Source organism: Nostoc sp. LEGE 12447 (assembly GCF_015206985.1).
Lineage (GTDB): Bacteria > Cyanobacteriota > Cyanobacteriia > Cyanobacteriales > Nostocaceae > Nostoc.
In genome coordinates this window covers 73,408-99,277 of record NZ_JADEXT010000022.1, presented here as the reverse complement: position 1 = coordinate 99,277, position 25,870 = coordinate 73,408, and the positions used below count along the sequence as shown (strand labels likewise).

Sequence of the window (25,870 nt, the reverse complement as noted above, 5' to 3'; positions counted from 1 at the left end):
GAGAGAATCTATCAGTCAAGCCCAACTAACTTTCCAAAACGTAATAGTGGATGTAACTCAATTAGTTAAAGTTTCAATTATTCTCTTGCTGCTTGCTACAGGTGTAGCTTTGCTATCCCGGCGGTTGCGAATCCCTTATGTGACGGGTTTAGTATTGGCAGGTTTACCAATCACTGAGCTATTATCTCGTCCGATTGGTTTAAATCCAACCTTGGTTTTGAATCTTTTCTTACCAATTCTCATCTTTGAAGCTGGCATTAATACAGATGTCAGCCGCCTACGCAGCACCTTTAAACCAATTGCCCTGCTAGCTGGCCCTGGGGCTGTGCTTTCCAGTGGGATTATTGCCGCCCTGTTAAAATTTGGGCTGGGACTGAGTTGGATACCTGCGTTATTTGTCGGAGTAATTCTGGCAAATACTGATACAGTTTCTATGATTGCCGTCTTTAAGGAAATACCAGTACCCTCCCGGCTTTCCACCATCGTTGAAGGAGAAACTTTATTTAATGATGCAGCTGCTCTAGTTTCATTCAACCTAATTTTGCAAGTATATTCTACAGGTTCACTCACATTTATAGAGGGAATCCAACAACTGCTATTTATCTCTCTAGGAGGCTGCGTTGTCGGGTTAGTCTTGGGCTACTTGAGCATACCTGTATTCGCCCGTTTAGATGATGCCCTTAGCAGCTTATTACTAACAGTGGCAGTTGCATTGGGAACTTTTCAGGTTGGGCAATTTCTTGGTGTATCGGGTGCGGTGGCTGTAGTTGTCGCTGGATTAATTTTCGGAAATTTAGGGCTTTCTCAGAATACTTCTGCTTCTAGTCGCATCACTTTGTTGAGTTTTTGGGAGTATGCCAGTTTTACCGTCAACACCTTTATTTTTTTGTTAATTGGTGTAGAAATAGACCTGGTAACGCTCTGGAGAACTTTACCTGCAATTCTCTTTGCAGTTTTGGCTTATCAAGTTGGGCGAGTTCTTACAGTCTATCCGTTGCTAGCAGGGATTCGTTTGATTGACCGTCCAATTCCATTGCGCTGGCAACATTTACTTTTTTTAGGTAACATCAAAGGTTCGCTCTCGATGGCTCTGGCATTGAGTTTACCAGAAACACTACCAGGGCGAGATGTTCTCATCGCTTTAGTTTTTGGTAGTGTGCTGGTGTCGTTAGTTGGACAGGGTTTAAGTTTGCCTTGGGTGGTAAAACGCTTACAGTTATCTAAATTTTCTGAAGTTCAACAACAGGTTGAAGAGTTACAAGCCCAGTTGATGACGGGTAAGGCCGCACAAGATGAATTAGATAGCTTGTTGAAATCGGGTGTATTACCAAAAGCTGTTTATGAAGAGATGCGTTCAGCTTATCAAGTGCGAATTGCCGGTGCAGAAAAGACACTGCGGGAACTATATAATCGTCGTCCTGATGAGTTAGACGGCAAAAGTAACAGCAGTGGTAAACTTGATGCCATTCGCCGCCGTTTACTGCTGGCAGAAAAAGGAGCGCTTAATGAGGCGATGCGGAAGCGAATTCTCTCAGAAGAAATTGTGCGCGGACGGATACAAAATCTTGATGAACAATTGCTGAAGTTAGATGATGATTAAATGTGGGGAATGGGAAATAGAGAATGGGGAATGGGGAATGGGGAATTGGGAATAGTCTGAGCTTCGTTGATGAACCTCTGAGCTTTGTGAATGAACCTCTGAGCTTTGTGAATGAACCTCTGAGCTTTGTGAATGAACCTCTGAGCTTTGTGAATGAACCTCTGAGCTTTGTCGATGAACCTCTGAGCTTTGTCGATGAACCTCTGAGCTTTGTCGATGAACCTTTGAGCTTTGTCGATGAACCTTTGAGCTTTGTGAATGAACCTCTGAGCTTTGTCGATGAACCTTTGAGCTTTGTCGATGAACCTTTGAGCTTTGTCGATGAACCTTTGAGCTTTGTCGATGAACCTTTGAGCTTTGTCGATGAACCTCTGAGCTTTGTGAGTGAACCTCTGAGCTTTGGCTGATTGATTGGGAACTGCTGCCTCCGCTTAGACATTTAGTCAGAGACTCAATCAATGCATTCTTATACAGAGCATGAAAACGAAGAAAAACTTAATTACGAATTACGAATTACGAATTACGAAGGCGATCGCTTATAGTTCTTTTGACTTTTGATCGCTCTACCAGGACTGATAAAAGAAATTCCTTGTTGGAAGTCAGTACCAATCATGACTGCCTCCACTATGGGTTCGGATATTTCTGTTTGAGCTACCCACTCGACAATAAAGTTTGCGCCTAAACCTCCACTAGTGTCATTTCTATTTATAAAAAAATCTGTAGAAGCTAGCGCATCAATTTGAATAGGACGTTCCAAATACTGTTTAACTAATTTCCCTTCTGAGTTGTAGTAGCGTACAGAAGTAATAACGATCGGATTGGTCAAATCTGTATTCCGAATACTGAGTGTAACTGCTAACTCGAAAATTTCCTGCTTATTGTGATGATAGATATGTGAATAGACAGGAACATAAATAGTTTGACCGCTTGCTATCTTAAAATTCTTATCTAGCGTTACTATTTTTTGAACTGGGGTTGCTTGAATAGCGTCGGGTTGTGATTTGGGTGAAATATTTGTTGATTGACAAGATGCCAGAAAAATAAGAGCGATCGCTAAAATATATGGATAAAGCTTCATCAAAACTATTTACACCCATTTTTTTATACATTTGTAGCTAATCCCACCTAATAAATAGTTTCAGTCGGGACTACGCTCAACATCTTTGTTCAATAAAATCAATAACTTGATGTAAAGATCCTGGTTTAGTCACAATCAACACTGTTGAATGAGGTTCCAGTATTGTACTGCCATTAGGAATCATCAAATCTTCGTGAGGATGGGATTGATAACCAATAATTAGCGAACCACTAGGAAATCGGGCATCCTGAGCGATTTCGGCAACACTACGACCAGCAACATAGCAATTGTTTGGGATGGCAAGTTTCAAAACCTCAATCTGTCCTTGCTCAAAATGCATCATTGATTCCACTTGGGGATACTCAATGGCATTCACCATTGTTGAAACTGATAGTTCAACAGTACTAATGATATGGTTGGCTCCAGCTATCCGCAATGGTTCGGCAAAATCTGGGTGGCGCATCCGACTCAAAATATGGGTGACACCATAGTGTTTAGCAAGAGTTACCATTGCCAAGTTTAAGGCATCACTTCTTAAGACAGCTGCCAAAGAACCGGCTTTGCGAATCCCAGCTTCTAGCAATACTTCTGTACTTACAGCACTGCCTTCAAAAGCCATTGCCCCTACTTGTTCACGGGCATAACGACAAGCAATAGGGTCAACGTCAATTACAGCAACAGTATGTCCTAGCTCTACGAGTTTTTGGGCTAAACTTAAGCCCACTAAACCAGCTCCACCTATTAGTACGTACATAGCTGCTCTTTTTACTTTATTTGATCTTCCTATTCCACTTTACAAGTTAGGAAAGTAATGAAAGCGTAGCTTGTATAGAGATATACGTTCAGCTTCTGGGAATATCAAAAATACGCCATTCTTGAATACCAAAACGCTTCAGAATTGGTTCGGCTTGATGGATACTGTGTTCTGTACTTTCTATTGTCACTAAATAATCGCCTTGAAATACTCGGTCATTATAGAGTTTGGCGGCTTCTTCAGGAAGAAACCAACCCCGCAGTGCGCCAATAAGACCGCCAGCCGCTGCACTAGCTCCACTTCCTAAAAGTGTGGCTAAAACAGACTCCGCTGCTAGTGCTGGGCCAAAACCAGGAATAAGCAAAATACCCAAACCCGCAACCAAGGTAAGTAAACCTCCCACCCTAGCACCGGCTAATCCACCCGCCTTAGCACCTTCAGCAGGAGTGATAGTACTTTCACTCGTGTCGGAACTGTCAAGTTGCTCATTGAGCTTGGGTGTTTTAGTGATTACAGAAATCTCATGCATCGGAAAGCCACTACTTCTGAGTTCGTCGAGCGCCTGTAGTGCAATTTGGCGGTCGCGAAATATACCAATAGCGTGTTGAAGTTGTCCAGAAGCCATTTTGTTTGCCTCCCAAAAGCATTGATGAACCTGCAAAGCTTTTACTGGTGATTGATTTGTCTATAGCCTTACAAACAAATGTGGCCACAAAGTGATAGCACTTGTAAGCAGTTAGATTTATTCGTAGCGATTGAATTGGTATTTTTCGAGCAACTCCTTTACTTGAGCAGCTACCAAAGGATGTGGATCTTTTTGTAACTGGGGTAAGATTTGCAGGAGGACGCGATGTGAAACCATATTTAGATATGCGATCGCAGCTTCTCTAACAAAGCCTGTTGGATGACGCAAACTCACTAAAATCTCAGAACTGGTAAGTCGGATGCGAGTCACTTGAGCAAAATGGAAACAACAAGCTAGACACCAATCAGAAAGGAAGTTACCTAACATCAGCAATCTGTGGAGGCGATCGCTAACTAGCATATTCTCATATTCTACGATCTTGGCTTCTACAAGATGTTGCAATTTTTCTGACTGCGGTCGGTTATCTAAAATATTCAGCAACAGAGACTTGCAAGGCAAAGTTACGGTATGCTCTAAGATTTCTAAACCCCGTGCTAAATTTACCACAGAGAGCGATCGCAGATTAAATGCTGCTGCCTGCATCTTTTCTGGTGAGTAAAGCAGTCTGAGCAACAGTAGCAGCCGCTCTTTCACATCCAATTCCAATTCTAAAAGGGCGCGTTGGAGTAACTCAGAGACAATCGCAATCCTCTGGCTTGATTGATGATTTTCTTTTTCATCTAATATTTTCAAGTCTATATATGCACCATAAATCTCACCTAAAAACTTTAATTCCTGCTCAATTAAATTTTCTACCCGACTTTCATAAAACCGATCTACTAAACCTCTAATTCCTGGTTGTTTATGTATTTTTAGTAAGCTCCGAAGAATATGATCCCTAGTTATACCCCAGGATGCCTCCAAGTTTTCCCATAAGGTCTCTAATGCTTCCTGAGTGCCAATTTGAGCAATGGTACGCCAAGCGTACATCCGCACTACTTCTGGTTTGTAAATATTGTTAGCTAACCGCAACAGCATCTCTATCGCTTCATTTTCTAGTCGCACTAGGGATGACATTGCTATAGTGCGGGTTGATTTGTAATAAAGTGCTGCAATCAGCGCCGAATAGTATTCCTCTAAATGGGTTGCTGCAATCATTTCCAATACGGCACAGCGCACCCGTAACGACTCATCTTGTAATAAATTTGGGATGTGAATCCGTAACGCTTGTAAATAAACTGCTTCTCTAAGGGCTCTAACTCCATTCACCCGTTCCCGTTCTTTCTTATGAGTTAACATCCGCCGCATAGTTTGGGTAGCTGCTACCTTTTGCATCGGCGTTCCCTGACGTAAGACTAAAGCGGCGGCGGTAGCGCGGATGAGTGAGTTTTGGCGGGGGTTCAGATATTCTTCTAGGATGCTTAAATTGGGATTTGGTTCAGCTAGCCAAACGTAACGTAGTGCTAGGGCAAAAACTTCGGGGTTAGTTTCTTGGGGTTGTTCTAACAAAGGACGAATCGCAGATAGATAAGCGGGATTTGCACCTGCTATCAGCATCACTTCCAAACTTTGGCGCTGCAAATCTGGGGTTAACTTAACTAACAGGGGTGCTAAAACTTCCGCAGCTCCTTGAGAGTCAATTTGGGCTAAAAGTTCAATACAAGAGCGTTTATCAGCCTCGCTGCCTTTTTCTCCCAAGGCTTTGACTACACCTTGCTTGAAGAATCGTAAGCCGACATTGGTTGCACTCAACTGGCCCCGTGCCACACTCAAGACTAACAGTTCAACGTAGCGCGATCGCAATTCCCAAACTACTTTTAAACAGGTGCTAGCTATCAGCATTGTTTCTGCCACCAACACCCACTTTTGCAGGGATACGGGTACAAAGCGGTTACAAAACAATAGAGTTGCAAAAATTAGTACTCCTGTCAAACCTGTAGCGATCGCTTCGGCGGTTCCGCCAGATAAAGTCTGCATCCGGCTGCGAATTGACTCTGGAATCGGTTGGTACAGGATGGGGCCGCTACTCATGACAAAGGTGTAGCGCAGAAGTTCATCGCAAAATTTGACAATTATCAGACCCCAGAAAAAGCTTTGCGATTGTATGGCTGGAATTAAATGCAAAAATACCAGCACTCCTGGTAATGAAAAGCCTACGGTGATTGGTAAAAGTGTCGCGGTGAAAAATACCCCCATCCGTTCAATGAGTCGGCTGGAAATAAACCACTGCAATAACAACTCACACAGTCCCAACATCCCACCAAAAAGACCCAAGAAACTGGCGAGTTCTCGGTCGCTCATATTGGATTTGAGTTCGCGCAGATATTGAAAATCTATTAATAACCCAATGACTTGCAATAGGCCCACGAAAGCAAACAATTGCCAAACATAGCGCTTCAGCGGACTTTTAATAAAGCGCTCTCGTGAAGCTTGTTCTTCAGGAATTAGTCTTTGTGGAGTTTCAGGAAAAGCCGCTCGATAGTGATTAGTTAAATACAATAAAATCCCCGATCCGAATAAAATCACTACACAGGCGATGAAGATGATCTTATTCAGCGAGGTGTATTGCACTAGCCAAGGCAAACTAAAGCCACTAATCACATCTGCTACCAAAAGTCCACTACTCACCAGTGGGTAAGTCCGCTTAATCTCTCGAATGTTAAATATTTGGTTAGCGACAATGGAGGTGTTGAGGTCATTAACTACATAAAGGGCATCTACCCATAGCCGCAGCAGAAAGGCCGAAATAACTACCAGGTAAGAAACATGAGATCCCCAACGTAATAAAACTAATAGAAGTAATGGCATCAACATGCAAGGTGCGATCGCTACAATCACCTGGCGTAACGGAAAAATCCTTTGCAGCCAAGAGTATAAAAAAACCAGTGCTGCGCTCATAACGGCACTGGCAATATACATCCACGGCAATAGATGAGTCCCATATTCATCCAAAAACAGCGCCACCGTACTGTCTTCTGCCCACCGCAATCCTACACATACAGTTGTGTAAAAAATAAACATTAGTTGTGTTCGTTCACTCTCCTCTGGCCGGAGATTCACCCACTGTAGTAGTCGTGGTAAAACAACTTTATTTACAGCAAACCAGTGATTTTTCAGTTCCATGCAGTTTTATTTTCTGGTAGTATCACCGCCCAATAGGGGCAGGGGGCAGGGGAGGCAGGAAGACAAGGGGGCATTATTGAACAAGTCTCTCTCTTGTCTCCCTTGTCTCTTCTTCATGCCCAATGCCCAATGCCCCATTCCCCATTCCCCCTTCCCCTGGAAATAGCAAAAGTCCTGAGCAACTGAGTATTATGTTTCCCACTCAGCCTTCAAGACTATCGATTTGAGATAAATTTAAACGACTTCAAAGTTTTGGACATATCTTGTATCCAAACGAAAAAACCCCTGACTTCTAACCAGGGGTTTTCAAACTTGGTCTATTAAACAGTTAGAGGATTATTTCTTGGGCGAGATAAGCATCATCATGTTTCGCCCTTCTTTTTTAGGCGCTTGTTGAAGCTCACCAAAAGGCTCCAAATCCGTTGCCATTCGCTTGAGCAAATCTTCTGCTAGGTCGCTGTGTTGAATTTCTCGACCCCGGAACATCACAGTCGCTTTGACTTTATCGCCATCTTTCAAAAAGCGCTCTGCTTGCTTAACACGCACGTTGTAGTCGTGTTCTTCTATTTTGTAACGCATCTTAACTTCTTTGACATCAGCCGTGTGCTGCTTTTTCCGGGCTTCCCGCGCCTTTTTCTCCTGCTCAAACTTATATTTCCCGTAGTCCATAATCCGACAAACTGGCGGGTCAGCTTTGTCACTTATAAGCACCAAATCTAACTCTTTCTCTTCTGCTAGTTGTAGTGCTTCCTGTGGGGGCATAATTCCCAATTGGGCACCGTCAGTATCAATGACCCGAATTTTCGGGAAGCGAATTCGTTCGTTAATTTGGGGCAGATCGCGAGTTCTTTTCTTCTCAATCACAGGCATTATGATTTGTGGGAGCTCTTAATGAAGGATTTGGTGTGGTCTTGATTGGTATGCCTCAGAGGCAAAATACGGAAATAACTCAGGACTGAAAACATAGTCTACAGTTCTAGAGTAACTAATCCATAAAATAGTTGCGTCGTTGTATTTGTCATTTTACTAACTCTGAGAGAATTTCTCTGCAATAGTTAATCTAAATTACACAACCTAGACACATGTTAAATATTATTACAACTTTTGCTCAATAATGTTGACAGTCGAATTAAGCACTGTTTTTCCAGAATCCCAAGCTTACAGTATGTAGATACATCTAGTAAAACTTATGTAACATATTAACTTACATTAAGTATTTTAGCATTTAAAATGGCAGTTAGAAACCGTAGCTACACTAGGTTTTACCCTCCTGTGTGGGTTGCAAACCCTCCATTCTCCTGAGACTACCCTGCGGCAAGGCTTTGTTGAGGTTTGTATAGCTGCTCATAAAACAAGGTAGTAATCAGATTGACACTATCAGGTCTAAAGACACGCTCGATTCTCCAAGTCAAGTTCGCCTTCCCTATTCAGCTTCGTGAGCGTTCTCAAGGTTAGAGAAAAAGCAATAACACACAGGCAGACTTCGTTTATGATGCAAGATGAACCGCGATTTCTAATGGCCAGGTATATTGATTTACAAAGGTGAGGTGCTTTCATACATCTGTTTATGCTTGGCTAAAAGCTCTTGATATTTCTCATTTGTCTTTGCTTGTATCCACTTGGCTTTAAAAATTGCTGCTGACTCGGCTTTAACAGGGTCTTCTTCGTAAGGAAGAATCTCTTTTTTCGAACCTGAAGTTTCCGAATTTTGTTTATATTTTCTGCCGGTTTTATGATTAGCATAACGGCGAGAGCGAGTATAACCCATTTGGATAAACTTTCGTGCCATATCTGCGCCGATAAAATCATCTTGTTTTAGATAAGCAAGAAACATTTCGTAGATTTTTTCACTTGATTCTCTAGCAATCTCAGGATTTTTGAACCGCCAGTAGGGAAGAATTTCTGATTTGTATGGTTCTACCAAAAGTACGCCCTGTTCACCCTTGCCAACGCGATATAGTTCAGGATGTTGGCGAAAATCGATATTTTTAAAGTCTAAAGAATAATCAAATGGCATGATAGATTTTTATTAGGAATAATAAACTTTAAATAAAAAGTTCAGCTTCTATCCTAGTAAGGAGATTTTCTTCTACTATGCTATCTAGCACCCAATCTGTTAACAGTGTCCTTGCGCCAGGAAATTTGCGTAAAGTGCATCACATTGCCCTCAATGTCCAGGATATGCAAGCTTCCCGCTATTTTTATGGAACAATCTTGGGTTTACACGAACTTACAGGCGACGAAGTACCCGCAACTCTGACGGAACTTGTCGCATCAGGGAAAGTAGCGAACTTTATTACCCCGGATGGGACGATACTGGATTTATTTGGGGAACCAGAATTATCACCACCAGATCCCAATCCAGAGAAGACATTCACCAGAGCCTACCATTTGGCTTTTGACATCGATCCACAGTTATTCGATCGTGCAGTGACAGTGATCAGAGAAAATAAAATAGCGATCGCATACGGCCCAGTCACTCGTCCTACTGGTAGAGGTGTGTATTTTTACGATCCAGATGGCTTTATGATTGAAATTCGTTGCGATCCAGAAGCTAGTTAACTTAGGGGTAAAAACAAAAGTATCTACTATGGCTGCAAATCTCACGCAAATTTTTAAAGTAATCGAAGATACTATTACAAAACCGCCAATTCCACACGAACCATATAAGCAATCATTGAAAGCCTGGGCGATGTATTGTTTGCGAGACAAAGGTTTTATAGTCGCTTATGCTCAAAATGCTGACTTTGCCATTGAAAGAAAACGTGAAGAGAAGCTATATTTTAAAGTTTCAAACAGCCCGGATGATTTAGATAATTCTTTTAACTGGATAGTTTGGGATAGTGTAACTAAAAGCGTCAGTCTCATTACCCAAAAAACAGACTGAGATCAACAAAGTTCTGTAACCGAAAATTAGTAATTAATCGTGTAGATTAACTACCTGTCTTCTATCAGGTAATTACGAATTACGAATTAATTATCAGATAATTGCTGCACAAATATCTGATGTTCTGGCGAATTTAATCCCAACTGCAACACAGACCATACTTGCTGCATATTGCCAGCAAGTAAATTTGGCATTGACAACCATAAACCAGGAAATATTTGGCTTTTAATAATTCCATCTGCATCCACTTCTAATGACGCATATTCTCCTTGTTGCAGGCTAAACCAATCTAATTTATTTTCAAATATTTGCCAAACAATATATTCTTTTACCCCATTACGTCTATAGACTTTTTTCTTGTCATGTAAGTCAATAGCAACACTGCTAGCAGCTATCTCTATTACGAGTTCTGGCGCACCTTCTATGTAGTCATCATCGCTCAAACGAGATTGTCCTTTAGCTGCTGGTGTGATTAATAACACTCCATCTGGTTGGGGTTCATTGTCTCGATCCAAGCGGACTGTTGGCTCAATTCCCAATCTCACTCCAGGAGTGGCAATTTGGTAAGTCCACAACCAGCCGATTAGATGACCATGTGGTTCAACATGACTTTCAAAGCGTAATGGTGATGCCAAGTATACAACTCCTTCAATTAATTCTGCCTTTTGGTGACGGGACATTGCCTGATAGCGTCGTTCAAATTCGTAGCGAGTGAGGCGATCGCCATTTTCTAAAGGAGGAATTCGTTGCTTGAGTGATAAGTTAACCATGATTTTCTGCTCTGGCTAGGAGTCTTACTTTATTATCCCTTGAAACCTTAATTACGAATTACGTTAGCGTAGCGGGGCGTAGCCCATTACGAATTAGTGTTGGGTTTCTCAAATACCATTAAATGCTGTTGAGGTAACAAGTTTTTAGTTTCACGCCAAACCAGATCAACGGCTTGCATTTCTTTGCGGACTTGCTTTTGAGTCATTTTGTGCAGACCTTTAATCATAATAAAGGCATTTTCACCTCGGTACTCAACCAAAACTACTCGACCACCTGGTTTTAGTGCTTTCACAATTCCTTGCATCACTTCTTGAGGATACTCAAGTTCATGATAAGCATCTACCATCAATGCCAAATCGATACTTTCAGATGGTAAGTTTGGGTTATTAAGGGTTGCTAAAACAGGCTCAACATTGATGATATTTTTCTCTTTTTTGAACAACTCAATTATTTCTAACATTTCTGGTTGAACATCTACAGCCAACACCTTCCCCTCTGTTAATAAGGGCGCAATGCGAAAGCTCAAGTAACCTGTACCAGCACCAATATCAGCCACTACATCGTTAGATTTAAGATTAAGGAGGCTCACGATTTTACTTGGCTGTTCCTCCACCTCTCGGCTTTGTCGTTCTAGCCAGCCAGCGCCTGTATATCCCATAACTTTGGCAATTTCTCGCCCCATATAGTATTTGCCAATACCATCTGGACTATGGATAATACGCTGTTCGTAAACCGTGGTGGATGAAGAAGCGGCTAATGCTATGGAAGCTTTGTCAACCAGCAAGCATTCAAGTATTAACAGGAAAATTACTATCAAAGGTAAGATTTTAAGCTTGTGGTTATAACTCATCTGTGCCTCAATTAATAATTGTCGCGGGTTGGGGGATCTGTTGTGCGTAAGTCATTATCATGACACTTTAAGCTTCTAGACCGATGTGTAAATAAACATTTCAGGATTTACTTGAACAGCCCGTTTAAAATTTGTAATCCAACCTTTGGACATTATGCAAAACCTGTCCCTAATGTTAGTGCCTGTACTCGCTGCACAGAAAGTAGCAGGTGACGGTTTAATTAAACCTCTCGGTCATCATGAGTTGCTGTTGGTGCTGGTGCAGCTGTCACTATTGCTGCTCGTAGCGCGGGGATTAGGTGAGTTAATGCGCCGAATTAACCTCCCGCCTGTTGTTGGGGAATTATTGGCGGGTGTGCTGCTTGGCCCCTCTCTTTTTGGTTTGCTCCTTCCAGACTTGCAAGCTCACATCTTTCCCAAAAGTCAAGAACAATCTAATTTACTTTCGGTGATTTCTTGGTTAGGTGTGTTATTTTTGCTGATTGTAACTGGGTTGGAGACGGATCTCAAGCTAATTCTTCGTAAGGGTAAAACGGCTCTGCTGATTTCACTGGGCGGAATTATTGTCCCGTTTATCACCGGCTTTGGATTGGGCTGGCTATTGCCAGATAGTTTTTTAGCCGACCCAGAAAAGCGACTAGTATTCAGTCTATTTATCGCCACAGCAATGAGTATTTCGGCAGTACCAGTGATTGCCAAGGTGCTGATGGACTTAAACCTGATTCGCCGTGACATTGGTCAAGTAACCTTAGCGGCTGGGATGACTGACGACACCATCGGCTGGATTTTACTTTCTGTGGTTTCAGGTCTAGCTAGTAGCGGCAAGTTTGACCTTGGGACAATTTTCCATTCCGTGAGTGCGGCTATATTATTTCTAGCGATCGCTTTCACAATTGGACGTACCATCGTAGATCAGATTTTGCGCTGGGTTGATGACTATGTTGGTGGAATCGCCGCTAGTATGTCGGTTGTGCTGATTCTTTCGCTCGCCGCAGCAGCACTTACCCATGCATTAGGTCTAGAAGCAGCATTAGGTGCTTTCGTGCTGGGGATTCTGGCCGGTCAATCCCGTCGCTTTAGCAATGAAGCTGGACACATGCTAGAAGTCTTCACAGCAAGCTTTCTAGCGCCAATTTTCTTTGCTTCAGCTGGCTTGAAAGTTAATTTGCTAGCTCTGTTAGTCCCCCAGACGTTGTTATTTGGCTTGATTGTTCTCGCTGTCGCCTGTGTTGGCAAATTTACAGGTGCCTACCTTGGTTCTCGCGTCGGTGGCTTGAGTCATTGGGAAGGTTTGGCGATGGGTTCCGGGATGAATGCTCGCGGGGCAATGGAAATTGTCGTTGCCACGATTGGTTTATCTTTGGGAGTCCTGAATCCCCAGATGTACTCAATTATTGTTATGGTGGCGATCGTCACTTCCCTAATGGCTCCACCCCTTCTGCGCTGGACTTTATCAAAAGTGGTTATGAGTGAGGAGGAAGCTCAACGGTTGGAACAAGAAGAGCAGGATAGCCGCAGCTTTATCAAGCAAATCCACCGTATTTTAATACCTACTAGTGGTGGTACCAACATCCAACTCGCAGCGCAATTAGTGGGCTACATGGCTCACCAAAACTCGATAGAAGTGACATCTCTATATGCCCTGAGTGACAAGCAGCCCCAAAAGAAAGGCCGCCGGGCAGCAACCCAGCTTAAAGATACCGCCGCAGAGGAAGCTCTGGCTTCTGTTGCTGAGGAAATGCAGCTACCTGATAATACGACCCTGCAAACAAAAATGGAGTCTGGGCGTAGTAAAGCCGAGGTAATTTTGAATGAAGCGAACAAAAACTATGACTTGATCGTATTAGGAGCTTCCGAACAGATACGCCCCCAGAAAACATTGTTCAATTTGCTTGTAGATCGGGTAGTACAAGAAGCGCCATGTGCAACGATGGTGGTCAAGTCGCACCTACCCCAAGCTAAAGGCGAGATATGCAAAATCGCTCAACAAAAGCTGACAAAGATTCTGGTGCCAACTGTGGGGACAGAATATAGTAAAAATGCTGTAGAGATGGCAAGTACGATCGCTGCTCAAACGGGAGCATTAGTGATGATCGTGAACGTGATTAATTTGCCACAAGTTGAGTATATTCTATACGAACAGCGATCGCTAACTCCAGTGAAGGAAATTGCTCACGATCTGCTTGAACAGCAAGCAGCAATTGGCCGCAATCTAGGTGCTGATGTCAAAACCTATATTCTTCAAGGAACCAGCCCAGAAAGGGAAATCCTCAAGTTTGCCCAAACCCAGGAAGTTGACCTAATTATTCTCGGAAGTAATATCCGAATGGTTACGGGTCGTGTTTTCTTCGGTCACAGAGTAGATGCAATTTTGAGTAAAGCCCATTGCCCAGTAGCAGTAATTACCGTACCATAGTCTTTCTCAGCTGCATCTAAGCAAACTTTTCTTTAATAATTCCCCCTTTTCCCCCTCATCTCCCCCTGCTCCCCTGCCTCCTGCCCTCTGCCCCCTGCCTTTCAAGGGTAGGTTTTTTAGAATCTCAAAAATAGTTGAGAAAATTCTCAATTGTTTAACGTGGTTTGGTCATTTTAGGATTTAAGCATCGGCTGAAATAGCCAAAAAATGACCAAATACAAAATACCTACCCTTGAAAGCTACCCTTAAAGCGATGGGATATTTTTTCGGAAGTCCCCTAGCGGGAAGCTCTGGAAGTAACCGATCGTTGCAAATTAGCTAAAGCGCGATTGTAATCCAAAATAGCTGTGACTCGATTACCTTCTGCTCTTGTGAGGTCATTTTCAGCAGAGATCACCTCTGTTTGAGTGCCCACACCAGCTTGAAACCTCAGCCTTGCTAAATTCAAAGCTTCCCTGGCTTGATTTAAAGCCACACTAGAAGTCTGCACATTATTTAAATTAGATTGCAATTGAGAATAGAATTGTTCTACATCAAAGCGAATTTGGTCACGCTGGGTGGCAAATTGACTCTCTGCGATCGCAATATTTGTTCTCGACTGAGCTGCCCTTGCTCTTGCTGCTCCTCCATCAAACAAAGTGAGATTTCCTTGGAGCCCTACTGAATAGCCATCAGTAATGCTGACACCATCATCATAGCGATCTAGCAGGTTGTAGTTGCCTACCAAACTAATTTGCGGCCCTAACTGTGAAAGTGCTTGCCGTCGCTGTTGCTCACTAATGTTACGTTGTGCTAATTGCTGTTGCAATTCTGGACGATTTTGAAACGCTTGGACAATACTTTGTTCTACCGTCTGCGGCCAAAGACCGGCTAACTGTACAGGATCTGCGGTACTGATATCAACTGACTGCGACAAACTTAACGTAGTGGCAAGCTGACGACGGGCAATTTGCTGCTGCGAGATAGCATTTGTCAGTTGTTGTTGGGCGTTTGCTAAATTCACCTGAGCTTGCAGCACATCGAACCGCGTACCCACTCCCGCCTGTTCTCTGGCTTGAGTATCCCGCAAACTAGCCTGGGCATTCTCCACAGCAGCTCGGTTAATTCTTACTTGTTCATCTGCTTGTTGCAAATCGTAGTATTGAGTCGTGGCATTCAACCTAATTGTCAAAGACTGACTTTCAACATTCAATTCATCCACACGTAGTTGTTCTTCAGCTGCTTGGATTGCCCCTTGTCGATTACCGGAGGTGTAGAGGTCGTAATTTAGTTGTGCTGAACCATTAAAAGAGGTACTGGATTGAGATGAATTATTAGTAAAACCATTACCACTATTAGTCAAATTACTGTTGATTCCCAAAGTAGGAAATAAGGCAGCTTGAGATTCGCGTAGAGCTGAACGACTGCGTTCTAGCTGTAATATTGCTACCTGTAAATCTCGATTATTGCGTCGTGCTAGTTCCAAAGCTTGTGCCAAAGTGATTGGCACAGTTCCCTGAATCCTTACTTCCTGGGGTTTAGTAGGAAATTGCAGAGGATTGGGATTAGGGTTGAGGTAATCAGGAACCTGCACAGAGCTTGAGTTATTCTGCGGTTTTGGGGGAGTTACAGCACTTGCTAAAGCTGGAAAAAGAATCGCAAACGCAACACCAACCCAGGTAGAATGCACAAATAATAAGCTAAAATTCATAATCTAGATGTAGTCATTAATTAGGTTTTTTGAGGATACAATCAAAAGTTTTTATCCTGATTGACCTATAGAAATTTAAAGTTTAAATTCCTCCTCTAAGGGTTGATATTAACAAATTAGCCAACAATCAAGCCATCCTGAACTCGAATAATCCTTTTGGTTTGAGCAGCGATATCTGGTTCATGAGTGACAATTACAATTGTGATTCCTTGGTCATTAAGTTCTGTCAGCAAATTCATCACCTCATGAGAAGTTTCAGTATCTAAAGCTCCTGTTGGCTCATCTGCCAAAACTAATGCAGGTCGGTTGACTAAAGCACGAGCGATCGCTACCCGTTGTTGTTGACCTCCAGATAGTTGACTAGGACGATTAGCTATGCGTCCCTGTAATCCTACTTTTTCCAGGGCTTCTAATGCCCTTTCACGGCGTTTTGGCTTGGGTAAGTTAGCGTAAACCATTGGTAACATAACGTTTTCCAGGGCTGTTGCCCTCGCCAATAGGTTAAATTGTTGGAAAACAAAACCTATCCTTTGGTTGCGAATATACGCTAATTCATCATCATCAAAAGTCGTCAGGTTTCTCCCTTCAAAAATATAGTCTCCAGTTGTCGGACGATCCAGACATCCCAAAATATTCATGAGCGTGGATTTGCCCGAACCTGACGCACCCATAATCGAGACATATTCCCCTTCCTCAATAGAGAGTTGAATTCCCTTGAGTATTGGAACACTAACTTCTCCCAAGTGATAGGTTTTAGTAATAGATTCCATCCAAATCATTGTTGGCATAAGATTTAAAAGTTAGGAGTTAGGAGTTAAGAGTAGAGACGCGATTAATCGTGTCTCTACAGGAGTTTGTAATTACGAATTACGTTAGCGTCGCGGGGCGTAGCCCATTACGAATTACGAATTATTTAGTCGCTTCTTAAAGCATTAATTGGATCTAATTTAGATGCGTTTCGTGCTGGAATTACCCCAGCGACTAAGCCAACACTCAACGAGAGTACAAATCCAGCAATAATCGACAAGAAAGAAATGACAAAGGGAAATTTGAAAATACTTGAAGCTATAAAGGCTAATAAAATCCCAGTGGCCATCCCAATACCTCCGCCAACAATGGAAATTACGATCGCTTCAGCTAAAAATTGATTAAGGATTGCCGAATTGGTGGCTCCTACAGCTTTGCGAATCCCGATCTCTCGCGTCCGCTCAACTACGGAAACTAGCATAATGTTGGCAATACCAATTCCACCAACCACTAACGAAATGCCAGCGATCGCTACCACCATTACTGTAAATAAACCTACAACACTAGTAAAAGTACTAACAATATCAGCTTGATTAGTTAGCCGAAAATCATCAGCTTGTGGCGGATAAATGTTGTGACGCAGACGTAAGAGATTGGTAACTTGAAACTGAGCAGCTTCTAACTGCTCCTGATTAGCGCCTTTGACTAAAATTCCATTTACAGAAACGCCTACTAAAGCATTGTTCCCAACTAGTCTCTTCGACATACTAGTTAGAGGAATGAAAACCTGGTCATCTCGATCCATCGGCCCCTGAGAGCCTTTAGGTTCCATCACCCCAATTACTTGATAAGCCTCTCCCTGAATGCGAATTTTCTCGCCAATAGGATTTACACCCTGTCCAAAGAGCGTGCTTTGAACTGTAGGGCCAAGAATAGCTACCTGTGCGACAGTATCTAGTTCTTCTTGAGTAAAATATCTCCCTTGCTGGGGGTGAGTATTTCTGACTTCTGGATAATTTAAATCTGTGCCATAAATGGTTGTTGAAGTGTTCTGTCCTGCATACACAACTTGAGCAGTCCGTTGGAGATAAGCAGAAACCATCTGTGCTGATGGTGCTTGTGTAGCGATCGCTTTTGCATCTTCCCAGGTCAAGGTGCTGCTAGAACCGACTCCTTGACGGACATTCCCGCTTCTTGCAGCACCCGCTAAGATTTGGATCACATCTGTACCCAATGCTTGTATCTGTTGCTCTACGCCCTTTTGCACTCCCTGACCAACAGAAGTAATGGCAATGACTGATGAAATCCCAATAATCACGCCCAACATCGTTAGACCTGTGCGTAATTTGTTACTCCACAATGTCTCTGCCGCCATTGTCAAGATTTCCAGCAACGGTACTGTGCGGGTCTTCTTAGCTTTGTAAAAGCCCTTAAATATCTTAAACATAAGGTTTTATTTAAAACTCACTTTAAGGGGAACCACCGCCTGAACGACCACCGCCGCCACCGGCTCCTCTTCCGCCACCGCCACCGCCAGTTCCACCGCCTCCTCCAATACCAGGGAAAACTCCTCCTCGTGGTGTTGATTGCGGGCGCGACCCTGGTGGAAAACTGAGTAATACTCTCTCGTTTCCTGTCAATCCAGACTTAACTTCGGTAAAGTTATTTGCGGTGACACCAGTCTCGATGCGAGTAAAGACAGGTTTGTTATCTGCTCCAGCCACATATACACCTGTGGCATTTTGTTGTCGCACAACTGACGCGGTTGGCACGACTAAAACATTTTCAACCTGACCGACTTGAAAATCTACTTCCGCATTCATCCCAGACCGCAGTAATCTTTGAGGGTCTGAAAGTGATATTCTCACTTCAAAACTGGTAACGTTTTGTTCTACTATTGCTTGGGCTGCGATTTGGCTGACTTTACCTTCAAAGGTTTTTCCTGGGTAGGCATCTGCTGTAATCGAGACTTTTTGACCAAGGCTGATTTTGGAAATATTTGTTTCCGCTAAATTTGCGACAACTTCATTGGTTGAAGCTAGAGACAAGATCGAAGAAGAAGAAGAGGAAGCTACTTCACTACTAGCAGTTGTGGGTGTCACAAAAGCGCCGGGATCGGCAAATTTCTTTGTCACCACCCCATCAAAAGGGGCGCGAATGATCGTGTCATTGATTTCGGCTTGGATGTTTTGTAGCGAACCACGAGCAGATGTTACCTGGGCGCGGGCTGCATTAATATCTTCTTGGCGCGTTCCTGCTTTCAGAAGTGCCAAAGCTTGCTGTCTCTGCTTCACTACAGCTTGTGCTTGCTCGATGTCTTCTGGACGTGACCCAGCTTTTTGCAATCCCAGTGCTTGCTGTGCTTCATTTACACTAGCTTGGGCGCTGTCACGAGTGGCACGGTTTTGGTTAAGAGTCTGAAGGGATATACCGCCTGCATTGTAAAGCTGTTGATTACGAACAAAATCATCTTCTGCTTGCCGAAGAGTGGCTTGAGCGCTTTGCAAGCGTGCCTGTGCTTGGGCAATATCTTGAGAGCGATTGCCTGCTTGTACCTTTTGCAGATTCGCCTGGGCTTCGTCTAATACTCCTTGTGCTTGAGCAATATCTTGAGGACGATTACCTGCGATCGCTTTTTGCAAATTCGCCTCGGCTTGTGCCAATTGCCCTTGAGCAGAAGTAAGTTGCCCCCGCAGGTTGGAATCATCCATGTAAGCGACAATTTGTCCTTGTTTAACGAGATCCCCTTCCTTAGCTAGCAGTGTTTTTAAAATGCCAGAATTTTTCGGACTGAGGTTAATTGACCGCTCAGGTTTCACTGTTCCGTTTGCTGAAACTGTGATTGTTAAACTCTGCCTTTGTACAGGTCTTGTCAGTACCTTACGCCTGGCTTGTTGCTGGGAAACAACGGCTACTTGGTAATAAACTGCATAGCCAATTCCACCCAAAAGGCAAAAAGCAATTAGCCAAGAGAGCCAATTTCGTTTGCCCTTTTTTTTCTTTACCTCTGGAACTAAAACTGATGAATCTACGGTATTTGGTGTATCAATTTTCATATCCATTTTGTCTATAAGGAACGGCTACCGAGCCAGTATTCACGGCTAAACTATAGCCTGGTAGCCCTATACTGACAATGATTTTGAGTTTTTAGTGTTTTAAAGGTTTATTTGCAGTACTAGTCCACTAGGAAGTCTGAAATAATCATCACGCACTCTCACTAATCTTCCAGCAGGAACAATTTCCTGACTGGGAAGAAGAATATCTCCGTTGGGAAGTCTGAAGTAACCTTGGTTACGCAGTCTAACTATGGATCTAGCAGGAATAATTTGCCCGTTAGGATATCTAATGTCACCATTACCAAGTCTGACTACTCTGCTATAGGATTGGTTGTCGCGGTTCCAATTACCCCGATCTCTAGAATTTCGGATTTCTCCAGGATAGGGTCTGCTATCGCGGTTCCAATTGTCCCGATTTCTAGGGTTTCGGACTTCTCCACGATAGGATCTCCCATCGCGGTTCCAATTATTATCCCGATCTCTAGGGTTTCGGACTTCTCCAGGATAGGATCTACCGTCGCGATCCCAATTTTGATCGCGATCGCCAACAACATAGACTTTCGTCTGGGCACTTGCAGGCGCAGTCAAAAGAGTGGGAACAATTATCAGAGCAGCAGCAGCTAGGACTATCGATACACGGTTTGGTTTCAACATGAAATTAACTCCTCATTGCTATTAAATTTCTATTCTGTTGAGGTTTAGATTCAGCAATACTTAGATAGTTGCCTTTATTTGGGTATCAATATGTTTGGTATTTACCTCATCGTATAAATTCATACATAATAATTATCGATCAAAAAGCTGAAACCAATGTATGACGAAAGTCATTAGTAATCCGAGACTTATGTATGACCAAAGTCATCAGTTTTTAATGGGGAGATGAGGGAGAATAATTAATATCCAACGCCCAATTTTTTTAAATTTAATCCTGTATTGGCGCAATTCCTTGCCAGATAATATCCACAAAATTTTGGATAAATGCTGATACTTCTGTACCACGATCTTCAGACTTTAAGTAATTTTTTATGGGAAAAACGTCTGTTTTTATACTTTTTTGAGACGAAATCTGCTCTAAGAAAACATAGTTCATCAACGAGCCAAGTAAAATATGAGTCACTGTCTGGGGATCGCAAGGGCGAAGGCGATTTTGGTTGATTTCATACTCTAGAAAAGCGGTCAGTGCTTTGAAATCTTGTATGGGTCTTGGTTCTTTACCTCCAAGTTCTGGAAACGCATTGCCTCGCGATCGCAGCATCACGATCTGAGGCAGCACCTCACGATAAAATTCCGTAATCTGGAGGCAAATATTGATTAGGTTTTCTTTGAGATTGCCTTTGCCACTAAGAGATTCCAACTCGCTCACCCACACGGGTTTTTCTGGAATTCCCATCGCCGCAAAAAATAATTCTTCTTTGGTTGAGAATCGCTTAAAAATTGAAGCTTCAGAAATACCTGCCTGTTGAGCAATTTCTAAGGTTGAAGCACCAAATCCTTGTTGCAGGAAAACTTGACGAGCCGCTTCTAATATCTGCTGATTGGTGATTTTGGGTACACGAGCCATAAATAAGTGAGTAATTACTTATTAATATATTGCCTTTGTGATGGGAATGTCAATAACTAATGACGTAATATTTTGCTGCCGTCAAGAGCGGAGATCGTTTAAGCTAGCTGAAAGATTCTTTGATTAGTGGCTTAAAGGCGGTAATGTGCCTAAACATGTTCGTTTGATTTCTTTTCTAATGGTCTGTAGTTTGTGGAGTATGCCAAAAGCCGCTAACGCGCAGGCATTAATACCCCATACACTGCAACTAGATGGGACAAAGTTAGAGAAGCAGGGATTGAGCTTGGCACAAGAGGCGGCTCAACTAGCTCAGTTTCAACAGGTTGAATTAGCTTTGCCACGAGCGCGGCTGGCTAGTCAACTGGCTCCGAAGAATGATAAAGTATGGTTGCTTTTAGGTGGATTGCAACTACAAACCAAAGAGTTTGACGGGGCGATCGCTAGCTTAAAAAAAGCGCAATCTATCAATCCTAAAAATGGTGATATTTTGTTTGCTTTGGGTTCAGCTAATTTTCAGCAGAAAAATTACCAAGCGGCGGTTGTTAATTACCAAGAAGGTTTGAAGTTAAAACCCAACGATCCAGAAGGGTTATTTGATTTGGGTAATGCTTACTATCTACTGGGTAAATTGCCAGATGCGATCGCACAGTACGATAAAGCAGTCTCTCAAGATAAAAAATTCTGGCCAGCGCTCAACAATATTGGTTTAATCAACTACGAACAGGGTAATACCTCTGAAGCAATTAAGCGATGGCAATCTGCTGTAACCCTTGATAAGCAAGCCGCAGAACCTTTATTAGCTTTGGCAGTGGCACTCTATACGAAAGGCGATCGCCAACAAGGTCTAACAATGGGAGAAGCTGCACTCCGCATCGATCAGCGCTATGCTAATTTGAATTTTCTTAAAGAAAATCTCTGGGGCGATCGCCTATTGTCTGATACGAAAAAATTCCTAGAATTACCCCGTATTCAAGCAGCCCTACAGCAACCAGAAAACTCATCATCAGCTCCTGGAAAACAGCCTACTCAATAGGAGTGGGGAGTGGGGGGACAGGGGAGCAGGCAATACGGTTCGGATAAGCATTTTTCACTTTCCTTCTGGTCTGGGTAAAGGGTAAGGGGTAAGGGGTAAAGGGTAAAGGGTAAAAATTTATTCAAAACCTTTCCCCTTTCCCCTTTCCCCTTTAACCGAACCGTATTGGGGGAGCAGGGGGAGCAGGGGGCAGGGAGCAGAAAGGAAAGAAGAATTTTTCATTAGTCCCATTCCCCATTCCCCATTCCCCATTCCCCATTCCCCATTCCCCATTCCCCATTCCCCATTCCCCATTCCCCATTCCCCATTGACTTTCCTATTACCACTTGCCTAATAGTACCTTTTCGTAGTACATCTATACTAACTAAGTACAGGAAATAGTCGCCCAAAAACCTTTGCGGGCGAATATTCCTGGAATCAGTCGTCAATTATGATTGGCCGTCTGTGGGTAGAAGTGCGAGGATTTGATCAACAAACTGTTGATGGTCAACAACTGGCTTAGAAATGTAGCCATCAGCGCCGCTTTGCTTGAGAAAATTCTCGCGATCGCCTTCCATAGCATGTGCCGTCACCAAAATAACAGGTAAGTTCGCTGTTTTTGGATCGGATTTTAACATCTGTGTAATCTTGATTCCATCAACAGATTTCCCTTGGTAAACACTTCTGGATAGAGAAACATCCATTAAAATCAGGTCGGCTTCTCCTGATTGGGCAATTTTTATTACTTCTTCCACATTTTCAGTATGTTTCACCCCCAAGCCGCCGCGCTTGGACAAAATCTTGGAAAAAACGCGAGCATTAATTAGATCGTCTTCGACAATTAAAACAGTTTTCATGAGAATTTTAGTTATAGAGGTAGAGGTGAGGGGATTAAGCAATTCAAAATTAAAAATGAGAAAATGCAGTCATGGCAGGTATCCTGGCTATAAAGCCTATACAAATTAAATGTGTAGCAGATTATCATTCGATTAAAACAGCTACCTGCTATCTGTTTCCTTTTTAATAGTGTATGTACCTCCTTGTCATCAAGGATGATACTACTGCTTTTTCTTCTATGACTATCAATATTTTGTTAGGAATCCCATTTCATCCGTTATGCTGTGGTTGCTGCAATATTGAGTTCCGCCGGCTTTTGTGTAGTTAAATTTCAGGGAAAAAACTCATGGCAAAACAGTTAAACCTTCTCTCAACGGGACAGGTAATTCCAACAGCCCTGCACACCGAGATGCAACGGTCTTATCTCGAATATGCCATGAGCGTGATTGTCGGGCGAGCGCTACCAGACGTGCGTGATGGCTTAAAACCAGTGCATCGCCGCATTTTGTATGCAATGCACGAACTCGGTTTAGTACCAGATAGACCCTATCGAAAATGTGCGCGTGTAGTGGGTGATGTGTTGGGTAAATACCATCCCCACGGCGATCAATCAGTTTACGATGCCTTAGTCAGGTTAGTGCAGGATTTTTCTAGCCGCTATCCTTTGCTAGCAGGACACGGTAACTTTGGCAGCGTCGATAATGACCCGCCAGCAGCGATGCGCTACACAGAAACGCGTCTCGCACCCATCAGCCATGAGGGAATGCTGACAGAAATCGGCGAAGAGACGGTGGAATTTGTCGGGAACTTTGATAATTCCCAGCAAGAACCAACAGTGCTACCTGCTCAATTGCCGTTTCTGTTGCTCAATGGCTGTTCTGGGATCGCCGTGGGAATGGCGACAAATGTACCACCCCATAACTTGGGGGAAATTGTGGATGGGTTAATTGCCTTAATCGACAATCCAGATTTGCCAGATGAAAAGTTATTTGAGCTAATTCCAGGGCCAGACTTTCCCACCGGTGGAGAAATAATTGGTGAGACTGGAATTCGAGAAGCATACACCACAGGTAAAGGTGGAATTCTGCTGCGGGGAGTTGCGACTCTAGAAGAAATTCCAGCCAGTAGGGGAAGCAAGCGGCGGACGGCAATTATCATTACAGAATTGCCTTATCAAGTGAATAAGGCAGCCTGGATTGAGAAGGTAGCGGACTTAGTAAATCAAGGTCGTTTGCAAGGAATTTCTGATCTGCGGGATGAGAGCGATCGCGAAGGGATGCGAGTAGTAATTGAACTCAAGCGCGATACCAATCCCCAAGAAGTTCTCCAGCATTTGTATCACCAAACTGCTTTGCAAATGACGTTTGGGGCAATTCTCCTAGCAATAGTGGATGGACAACCCCGCCAGTTAAGTTTGCGTCAACTGTTGCAAGAATTTTTGAGTTTCCGAGAAGAGACGCTGAACCGTCGCTACAATTACGAGTTGGGGAAAGCTCAAAGTCGGGTGCATTTGGTAGAAGGTCTGCTAAAAGCGCTGTCTAATTTGGATGAGGTAATTCAAATTTTGCGGCAAGCTCCCGATGGGAGTACGGCAAAAATAAATCTTTGTAGCCGACTGGATTTGAGTGAGGTACAAGGAGATGCAATTTTGGCTATGCCGTTGCGTCGCCTCACCAGTTTAGAACAGCAAAATTTGCAGCAGGAATTTGAGCAGATAAGCGGACAAATTAGCTTATTGGAACAATTACTTAACGATCGCCGCGAATTACTCAAGGCGCTGAAAAAAGATTTGCGATCGCTCAAGCGCAAGTACAGCGATCCCCGGCGAACAAAAATTGGAGAGGAGCAAAAGTCTAGGGCAGAAGAGCAGAGAGGCAGAGGAGCAGAGGAGGAAGAGGAACTTAAATCTTCTGAACCGGCAGAAGAAGCAATTTTAGAATTTACCCAACGGGGTTATGTCCGCCGCACCCAACCATCTGGGAGAAAGTCAAAAGCTGAAAATGGTTTGCACGATAATGACTTCATTATCCAAACCGTGTTGACTGATACCCAAAAAGACCTGCTAATCCTAACCGGTGGCGGCAAAGTCTATCCTGTGAATGTGGGAGAAATTCCTCCAACTACTGGGCGTTCTCCACGGGGGAAACCTTTGATTACTATGCTCAGTAATACTGCTCAAGGCGCTCAAGAAGCTGTAGTCAGCCGCTTTTTGCTGCCGGACAATCTCGAAACTCAGCAGATGATTCTCTTAACAAAACAGGGACGAATTAAGCGTTTGTCTCTGGGAGAATTCACAAACTTAACGCGGCGCGGAATCACGATTTTAAAGCTCAAAGACGATGATGAATTGTCATTTACCCAATTCACCGCTCCAGGAGCGCATCTGATTTTAGCTAGTTCCGGTGGGCGAGTGCTGCGCTTTGCAACCAATGATGAACAATTACCGATCATGGGTCGCACAGCGATGGGTTTACAAGCATTTCGGTTATTGAAAAATCAGCAAATGGTTGGCTGTGTGACTGTCGGTAAAGATGACTATCTGCTGCTAGTTACTCAAGAAGGATATGCCAAACGCATGGCTGCGAGTCAGTTAAGAGCGGCTAATCGCGGCGATTTAGGGACGCAAGCGCTGAAATTTGCTAGCAAAACTGATAATTTAGCTGGTATGGTCATAGCGATGCCTTCGGCGGGCTACGCCAACGCATCTGGCGAGGTAGCTTTAGTGACGAATAAGGAACGGGTAGTGCGGATACCTGTGGAAACAGTGCCGATTTTAGGCCGGGATGTCAAAGGTGAAAGTATCATCCAACTCAACCGCGATGAAAAAATCATCACCGTGGCTGAAGTGCGATCGTAAATCAGA

The 25,870-nt window shown here is 43.3% G+C and carries 22 protein-coding genes; 7 read left to right on the top strand and 15 right to left on the bottom strand.

Features of this window, described 5'->3' with window-relative positions; all coding sequences use genetic code 11:
- Positions 1–46: 46 nt before the first annotated feature.
- Positions 47–1,600 carry a cation:proton antiporter gene (locus IQ274_RS21445; RefSeq protein WP_163937820.1) on the top strand — a complete coding sequence of 518 codons (1,554 nt, stop codon included), beginning with the start codon at positions 47–49 and terminating at the stop codon, positions 1,598–1,600.
- A gap of 23 nt (positions 1,601–1,623) precedes the next feature.
- Positions 1,624–2,007, top strand: coding sequence for a hypothetical protein (locus tag IQ274_RS21440; protein ID WP_194143358.1), 384 nt, complete (start codon positions 1,624–1,626; stop codon positions 2,005–2,007).
- Positions 2,008–2,120: 113 nt separating this feature from the next.
- On the opposite strand, the gene IQ274_RS21435 is transcribed toward IQ274_RS21440, so the two are convergent.
- The 6 genes from IQ274_RS21435 to IQ274_RS21410 all read right to left on the bottom strand — a co-directional run bounded on the left by IQ274_RS21435 (position 2,121) and on the right by IQ274_RS21410 (position 9,197).
- Positions 2,121–2,678: a DUF3124 domain-containing protein gene (locus IQ274_RS21435; protein ID WP_194143357.1), complete on the bottom strand. Its 558-nt coding sequence runs from the start codon at positions 2,676–2,678 to the stop codon at positions 2,121–2,123.
- Between the two features lie 76 nt (positions 2,679–2,754).
- Positions 2,755–3,432: a potassium channel family protein gene (locus IQ274_RS21430; RefSeq protein ID WP_012412607.1), complete on the bottom strand. Its 678-nt coding sequence runs from the start codon at positions 3,430–3,432 to the stop codon at positions 2,755–2,757.
- An 88-nt stretch (positions 3,433–3,520) separates the two neighbouring features.
- On the bottom strand, positions 3,521–4,057 hold the full coding sequence (locus tag IQ274_RS21425) for a general stress protein (RefSeq protein ID WP_194143356.1): 537 nt from the start codon (positions 4,055–4,057) through the stop codon (positions 3,521–3,523).
- A gap of 117 nt (positions 4,058–4,174) precedes the next feature.
- Positions 4,175–7,180, bottom strand: coding sequence for an MFS transporter (locus IQ274_RS21420; RefSeq protein ID WP_194143355.1), 3,006 nt, complete (start codon positions 7,178–7,180; stop codon positions 4,175–4,177).
- A gap of 336 nt (positions 7,181–7,516) precedes the next feature.
- Positions 7,517–8,050 carry a translation initiation factor IF-3 gene (gene infC, locus IQ274_RS21415; RefSeq protein ID WP_012412604.1) on the bottom strand — a complete coding sequence of 178 codons (534 nt, stop codon included), beginning with the start codon at positions 8,048–8,050 and terminating at the stop codon, positions 7,517–7,519.
- Positions 8,051–8,714: 664 nt separating this feature from the next.
- Positions 8,715–9,197, bottom strand: a complete 483-nt coding sequence (locus IQ274_RS21410) for a DUF4385 domain-containing protein (protein WP_163936080.1) — start codon at positions 9,195–9,197, stop codon at positions 8,715–8,717.
- 77 nt (positions 9,198–9,274) lie between these two features.
- On the opposite strand from IQ274_RS21410, the gene IQ274_RS21405 reads away from it, so the two are divergent.
- Positions 9,275–9,742, top strand: a complete 468-nt coding sequence (locus IQ274_RS21405) for a VOC family protein (RefSeq protein ID WP_194143354.1) — start codon at positions 9,275–9,277, stop codon at positions 9,740–9,742.
- Between the two features lie 28 nt (positions 9,743–9,770).
- Positions 9,771–10,067 carry a hypothetical protein gene (locus IQ274_RS21400; RefSeq protein ID WP_194143353.1) on the top strand — a complete coding sequence of 99 codons (297 nt, stop codon included), beginning with the start codon at positions 9,771–9,773 and terminating at the stop codon, positions 10,065–10,067.
- A gap of 86 nt (positions 10,068–10,153) precedes the next feature.
- On the opposite strand, the gene IQ274_RS21395 is transcribed toward IQ274_RS21400, so the two are convergent.
- Positions 10,154–10,837 (bottom strand): Uma2 family endonuclease, encoded by a 684-nt coding sequence (locus IQ274_RS21395; RefSeq protein ID WP_194143352.1) that lies wholly within the window; start codon positions 10,835–10,837, stop codon positions 10,154–10,156.
- Between the two features lie 86 nt (positions 10,838–10,923).
- A complete protein-coding gene (locus IQ274_RS21390) occupies positions 10,924–11,688 on the bottom strand; it encodes a class I SAM-dependent methyltransferase (RefSeq protein ID WP_163936068.1) in 765 nt (254 codons plus the stop codon).
- Positions 11,689–11,842: 154 nt separating this feature from the next.
- Between IQ274_RS21390 and IQ274_RS21385 the strand changes: the two genes are divergently transcribed.
- A complete protein-coding gene (locus IQ274_RS21385; protein ID WP_194143351.1) occupies positions 11,843–14,104 on the top strand; it encodes a cation:proton antiporter in 2,262 nt (753 codons plus the stop codon).
- A 277-nt stretch (positions 14,105–14,381) separates the two neighbouring features.
- Here the strand turns inward: IQ274_RS21385 and IQ274_RS21380 are convergent, their stop codons facing one another.
- The 6 genes from IQ274_RS21380 to IQ274_RS21355 all read right to left on the bottom strand — a co-directional run bounded on the left by IQ274_RS21380 (position 14,382) and on the right by IQ274_RS21355 (position 21,158).
- Positions 14,382–15,794, bottom strand: a complete 1,413-nt coding sequence (locus tag IQ274_RS21380) for a TolC family protein (protein WP_194143350.1) — start codon at positions 15,792–15,794, stop codon at positions 14,382–14,384.
- Between the two features lie 116 nt (positions 15,795–15,910).
- On the bottom strand, positions 15,911–16,582 hold the full coding sequence (locus IQ274_RS21375; protein ID WP_163936059.1) for an ABC transporter ATP-binding protein: 672 nt from the start codon (positions 16,580–16,582) through the stop codon (positions 15,911–15,913).
- Between the two features lie 125 nt (positions 16,583–16,707).
- Positions 16,708–17,988, bottom strand: coding sequence for an ABC transporter permease (locus IQ274_RS21370; protein ID WP_175586931.1), 1,281 nt, complete (start codon positions 17,986–17,988; stop codon positions 16,708–16,710).
- 22 nt (positions 17,989–18,010) lie between these two features.
- Positions 18,011–19,597 carry an efflux RND transporter periplasmic adaptor subunit gene (locus IQ274_RS21365; RefSeq protein WP_163936056.1) on the bottom strand — a complete coding sequence of 529 codons (1,587 nt, stop codon included), beginning with the start codon at positions 19,595–19,597 and terminating at the stop codon, positions 18,011–18,013.
- Positions 19,598–19,696: 99 nt separating this feature from the next.
- Positions 19,697–20,251 (bottom strand): hypothetical protein, encoded by a 555-nt coding sequence (locus IQ274_RS21360; protein ID WP_163936053.1) that lies wholly within the window; start codon positions 20,249–20,251, stop codon positions 19,697–19,699.
- A gap of 268 nt (positions 20,252–20,519) precedes the next feature.
- Positions 20,520–21,158 carry a TetR/AcrR family transcriptional regulator gene (locus IQ274_RS21355; protein ID WP_163936050.1) on the bottom strand — a complete coding sequence of 213 codons (639 nt, stop codon included), beginning with the start codon at positions 21,156–21,158 and terminating at the stop codon, positions 20,520–20,522.
- 145 nt (positions 21,159–21,303) lie between these two features.
- Between IQ274_RS21355 and IQ274_RS21350 the strand changes: the two genes are divergently transcribed.
- The gene (locus IQ274_RS21350) at positions 21,304–22,191 is read left to right on the top strand and encodes a tetratricopeptide repeat protein (protein ID WP_163936046.1); all 888 of its coding nucleotides are present in this window, start codon (positions 21,304–21,306) and stop codon (positions 22,189–22,191) included.
- 428 nt (positions 22,192–22,619) lie between these two features.
- Here IQ274_RS21350 and IQ274_RS21345 read toward each other — a convergent pair whose 3' ends face one another.
- Positions 22,620–23,027 carry a response regulator gene (locus IQ274_RS21345; protein WP_012412589.1) on the bottom strand — a complete coding sequence of 136 codons (408 nt, stop codon included), beginning with the start codon at positions 23,025–23,027 and terminating at the stop codon, positions 22,620–22,622.
- A 326-nt stretch (positions 23,028–23,353) separates the two neighbouring features.
- Between IQ274_RS21345 and gyrA the strand changes: the two genes are divergently transcribed.
- Complete coding sequence (gene gyrA, locus IQ274_RS21340) at positions 23,354–25,864, top strand: DNA gyrase subunit A (RefSeq protein WP_194143349.1); 2,511 nt, start codon at positions 23,354–23,356, stop codon at positions 25,862–25,864.
- Positions 25,865–25,870: the final 6 nt, after the last annotated feature.

Excerpts from the sequence above, each read along its gene's own strand:
- IQ274_RS21355 (WP_163936050.1), bottom strand. The coding sequence starts at position 21,158 with ATGGCTCGTGTACCCAAAATCACCAATCAGCAGATATTAGAAGCGGCT.
- IQ274_RS21425 (WP_194143356.1), bottom strand. The coding sequence starts at position 4,057 with ATGGCTTCTGGACAACTTCAACACGCTATTGGTATATTTCGCGACCGC.
- IQ274_RS21360 (WP_163936053.1), bottom strand. The coding sequence starts at position 20,251 with ATGTTGAAACCAAACCGTGTATCGATAGTCCTAGCTGCTGCTGCTCTG.
- IQ274_RS21365 (WP_163936056.1), bottom strand. The coding sequence starts at position 19,597 with ATGAAAATTGATACACCAAATACCGTAGATTCATCAGTTTTAGTTCCA.
- IQ274_RS21400 (WP_194143353.1), top strand. The coding sequence starts at position 9,771 with ATGGCTGCAAATCTCACGCAAATTTTTAAAGTAATCGAAGATACTATT.
- IQ274_RS21390 (WP_163936068.1), bottom strand. The coding sequence starts at position 11,688 with ATGAGTTATAACCACAAGCTTAAAATCTTACCTTTGATAGTAATTTTC.
- IQ274_RS21430 (WP_012412607.1), bottom strand. The coding sequence starts at position 3,432 with ATGTACGTACTAATAGGTGGAGCTGGTTTAGTGGGCTTAAGTTTAGCC.
- infC (WP_012412604.1), bottom strand. The coding sequence starts at position 8,050 with ATGCCTGTGATTGAGAAGAAAAGAACTCGCGATCTGCCCCAAATTAAC.
- IQ274_RS21385 (WP_194143351.1), top strand. The coding sequence starts at position 11,843 with ATGCAAAACCTGTCCCTAATGTTAGTGCCTGTACTCGCTGCACAGAAA.
- IQ274_RS21380 (WP_194143350.1), bottom strand. The coding sequence starts at position 15,794 with ATGAATTTTAGCTTATTATTTGTGCATTCTACCTGGGTTGGTGTTGCG.
- IQ274_RS21375 (WP_163936059.1), bottom strand. The coding sequence starts at position 16,582 with ATGCCAACAATGATTTGGATGGAATCTATTACTAAAACCTATCACTTG.
- IQ274_RS21440 (WP_194143358.1), top strand. The coding sequence starts at position 1,624 with ATGGGGAATGGGGAATGGGGAATTGGGAATAGTCTGAGCTTCGTTGAT.
- IQ274_RS21435 (WP_194143357.1), bottom strand. The coding sequence starts at position 2,678 with ATGAAGCTTTATCCATATATTTTAGCGATCGCTCTTATTTTTCTGGCA.
- gyrA (WP_194143349.1), top strand. The coding sequence starts at position 23,354 with ATGGCAAAACAGTTAAACCTTCTCTCAACGGGACAGGTAATTCCAACA.
- IQ274_RS21410 (WP_163936080.1), bottom strand. The coding sequence starts at position 9,197 with ATGCCATTTGATTATTCTTTAGACTTTAAAAATATCGATTTTCGCCAA.
- IQ274_RS21345 (WP_012412589.1), bottom strand. The coding sequence starts at position 23,027 with ATGAAAACTGTTTTAATTGTCGAAGACGATCTAATTAATGCTCGCGTT.
- IQ274_RS21370 (WP_175586931.1), bottom strand. The coding sequence starts at position 17,988 with ATGTTTAAGATATTTAAGGGCTTTTACAAAGCTAAGAAGACCCGCACA.
- IQ274_RS21395 (WP_194143352.1), bottom strand. The coding sequence starts at position 10,837 with ATGGTTAACTTATCACTCAAGCAACGAATTCCTCCTTTAGAAAATGGC.
- IQ274_RS21420 (WP_194143355.1), bottom strand. The coding sequence starts at position 7,180 with ATGGAACTGAAAAATCACTGGTTTGCTGTAAATAAAGTTGTTTTACCA.
- IQ274_RS21405 (WP_194143354.1), top strand. The coding sequence starts at position 9,275 with ATGCTATCTAGCACCCAATCTGTTAACAGTGTCCTTGCGCCAGGAAAT.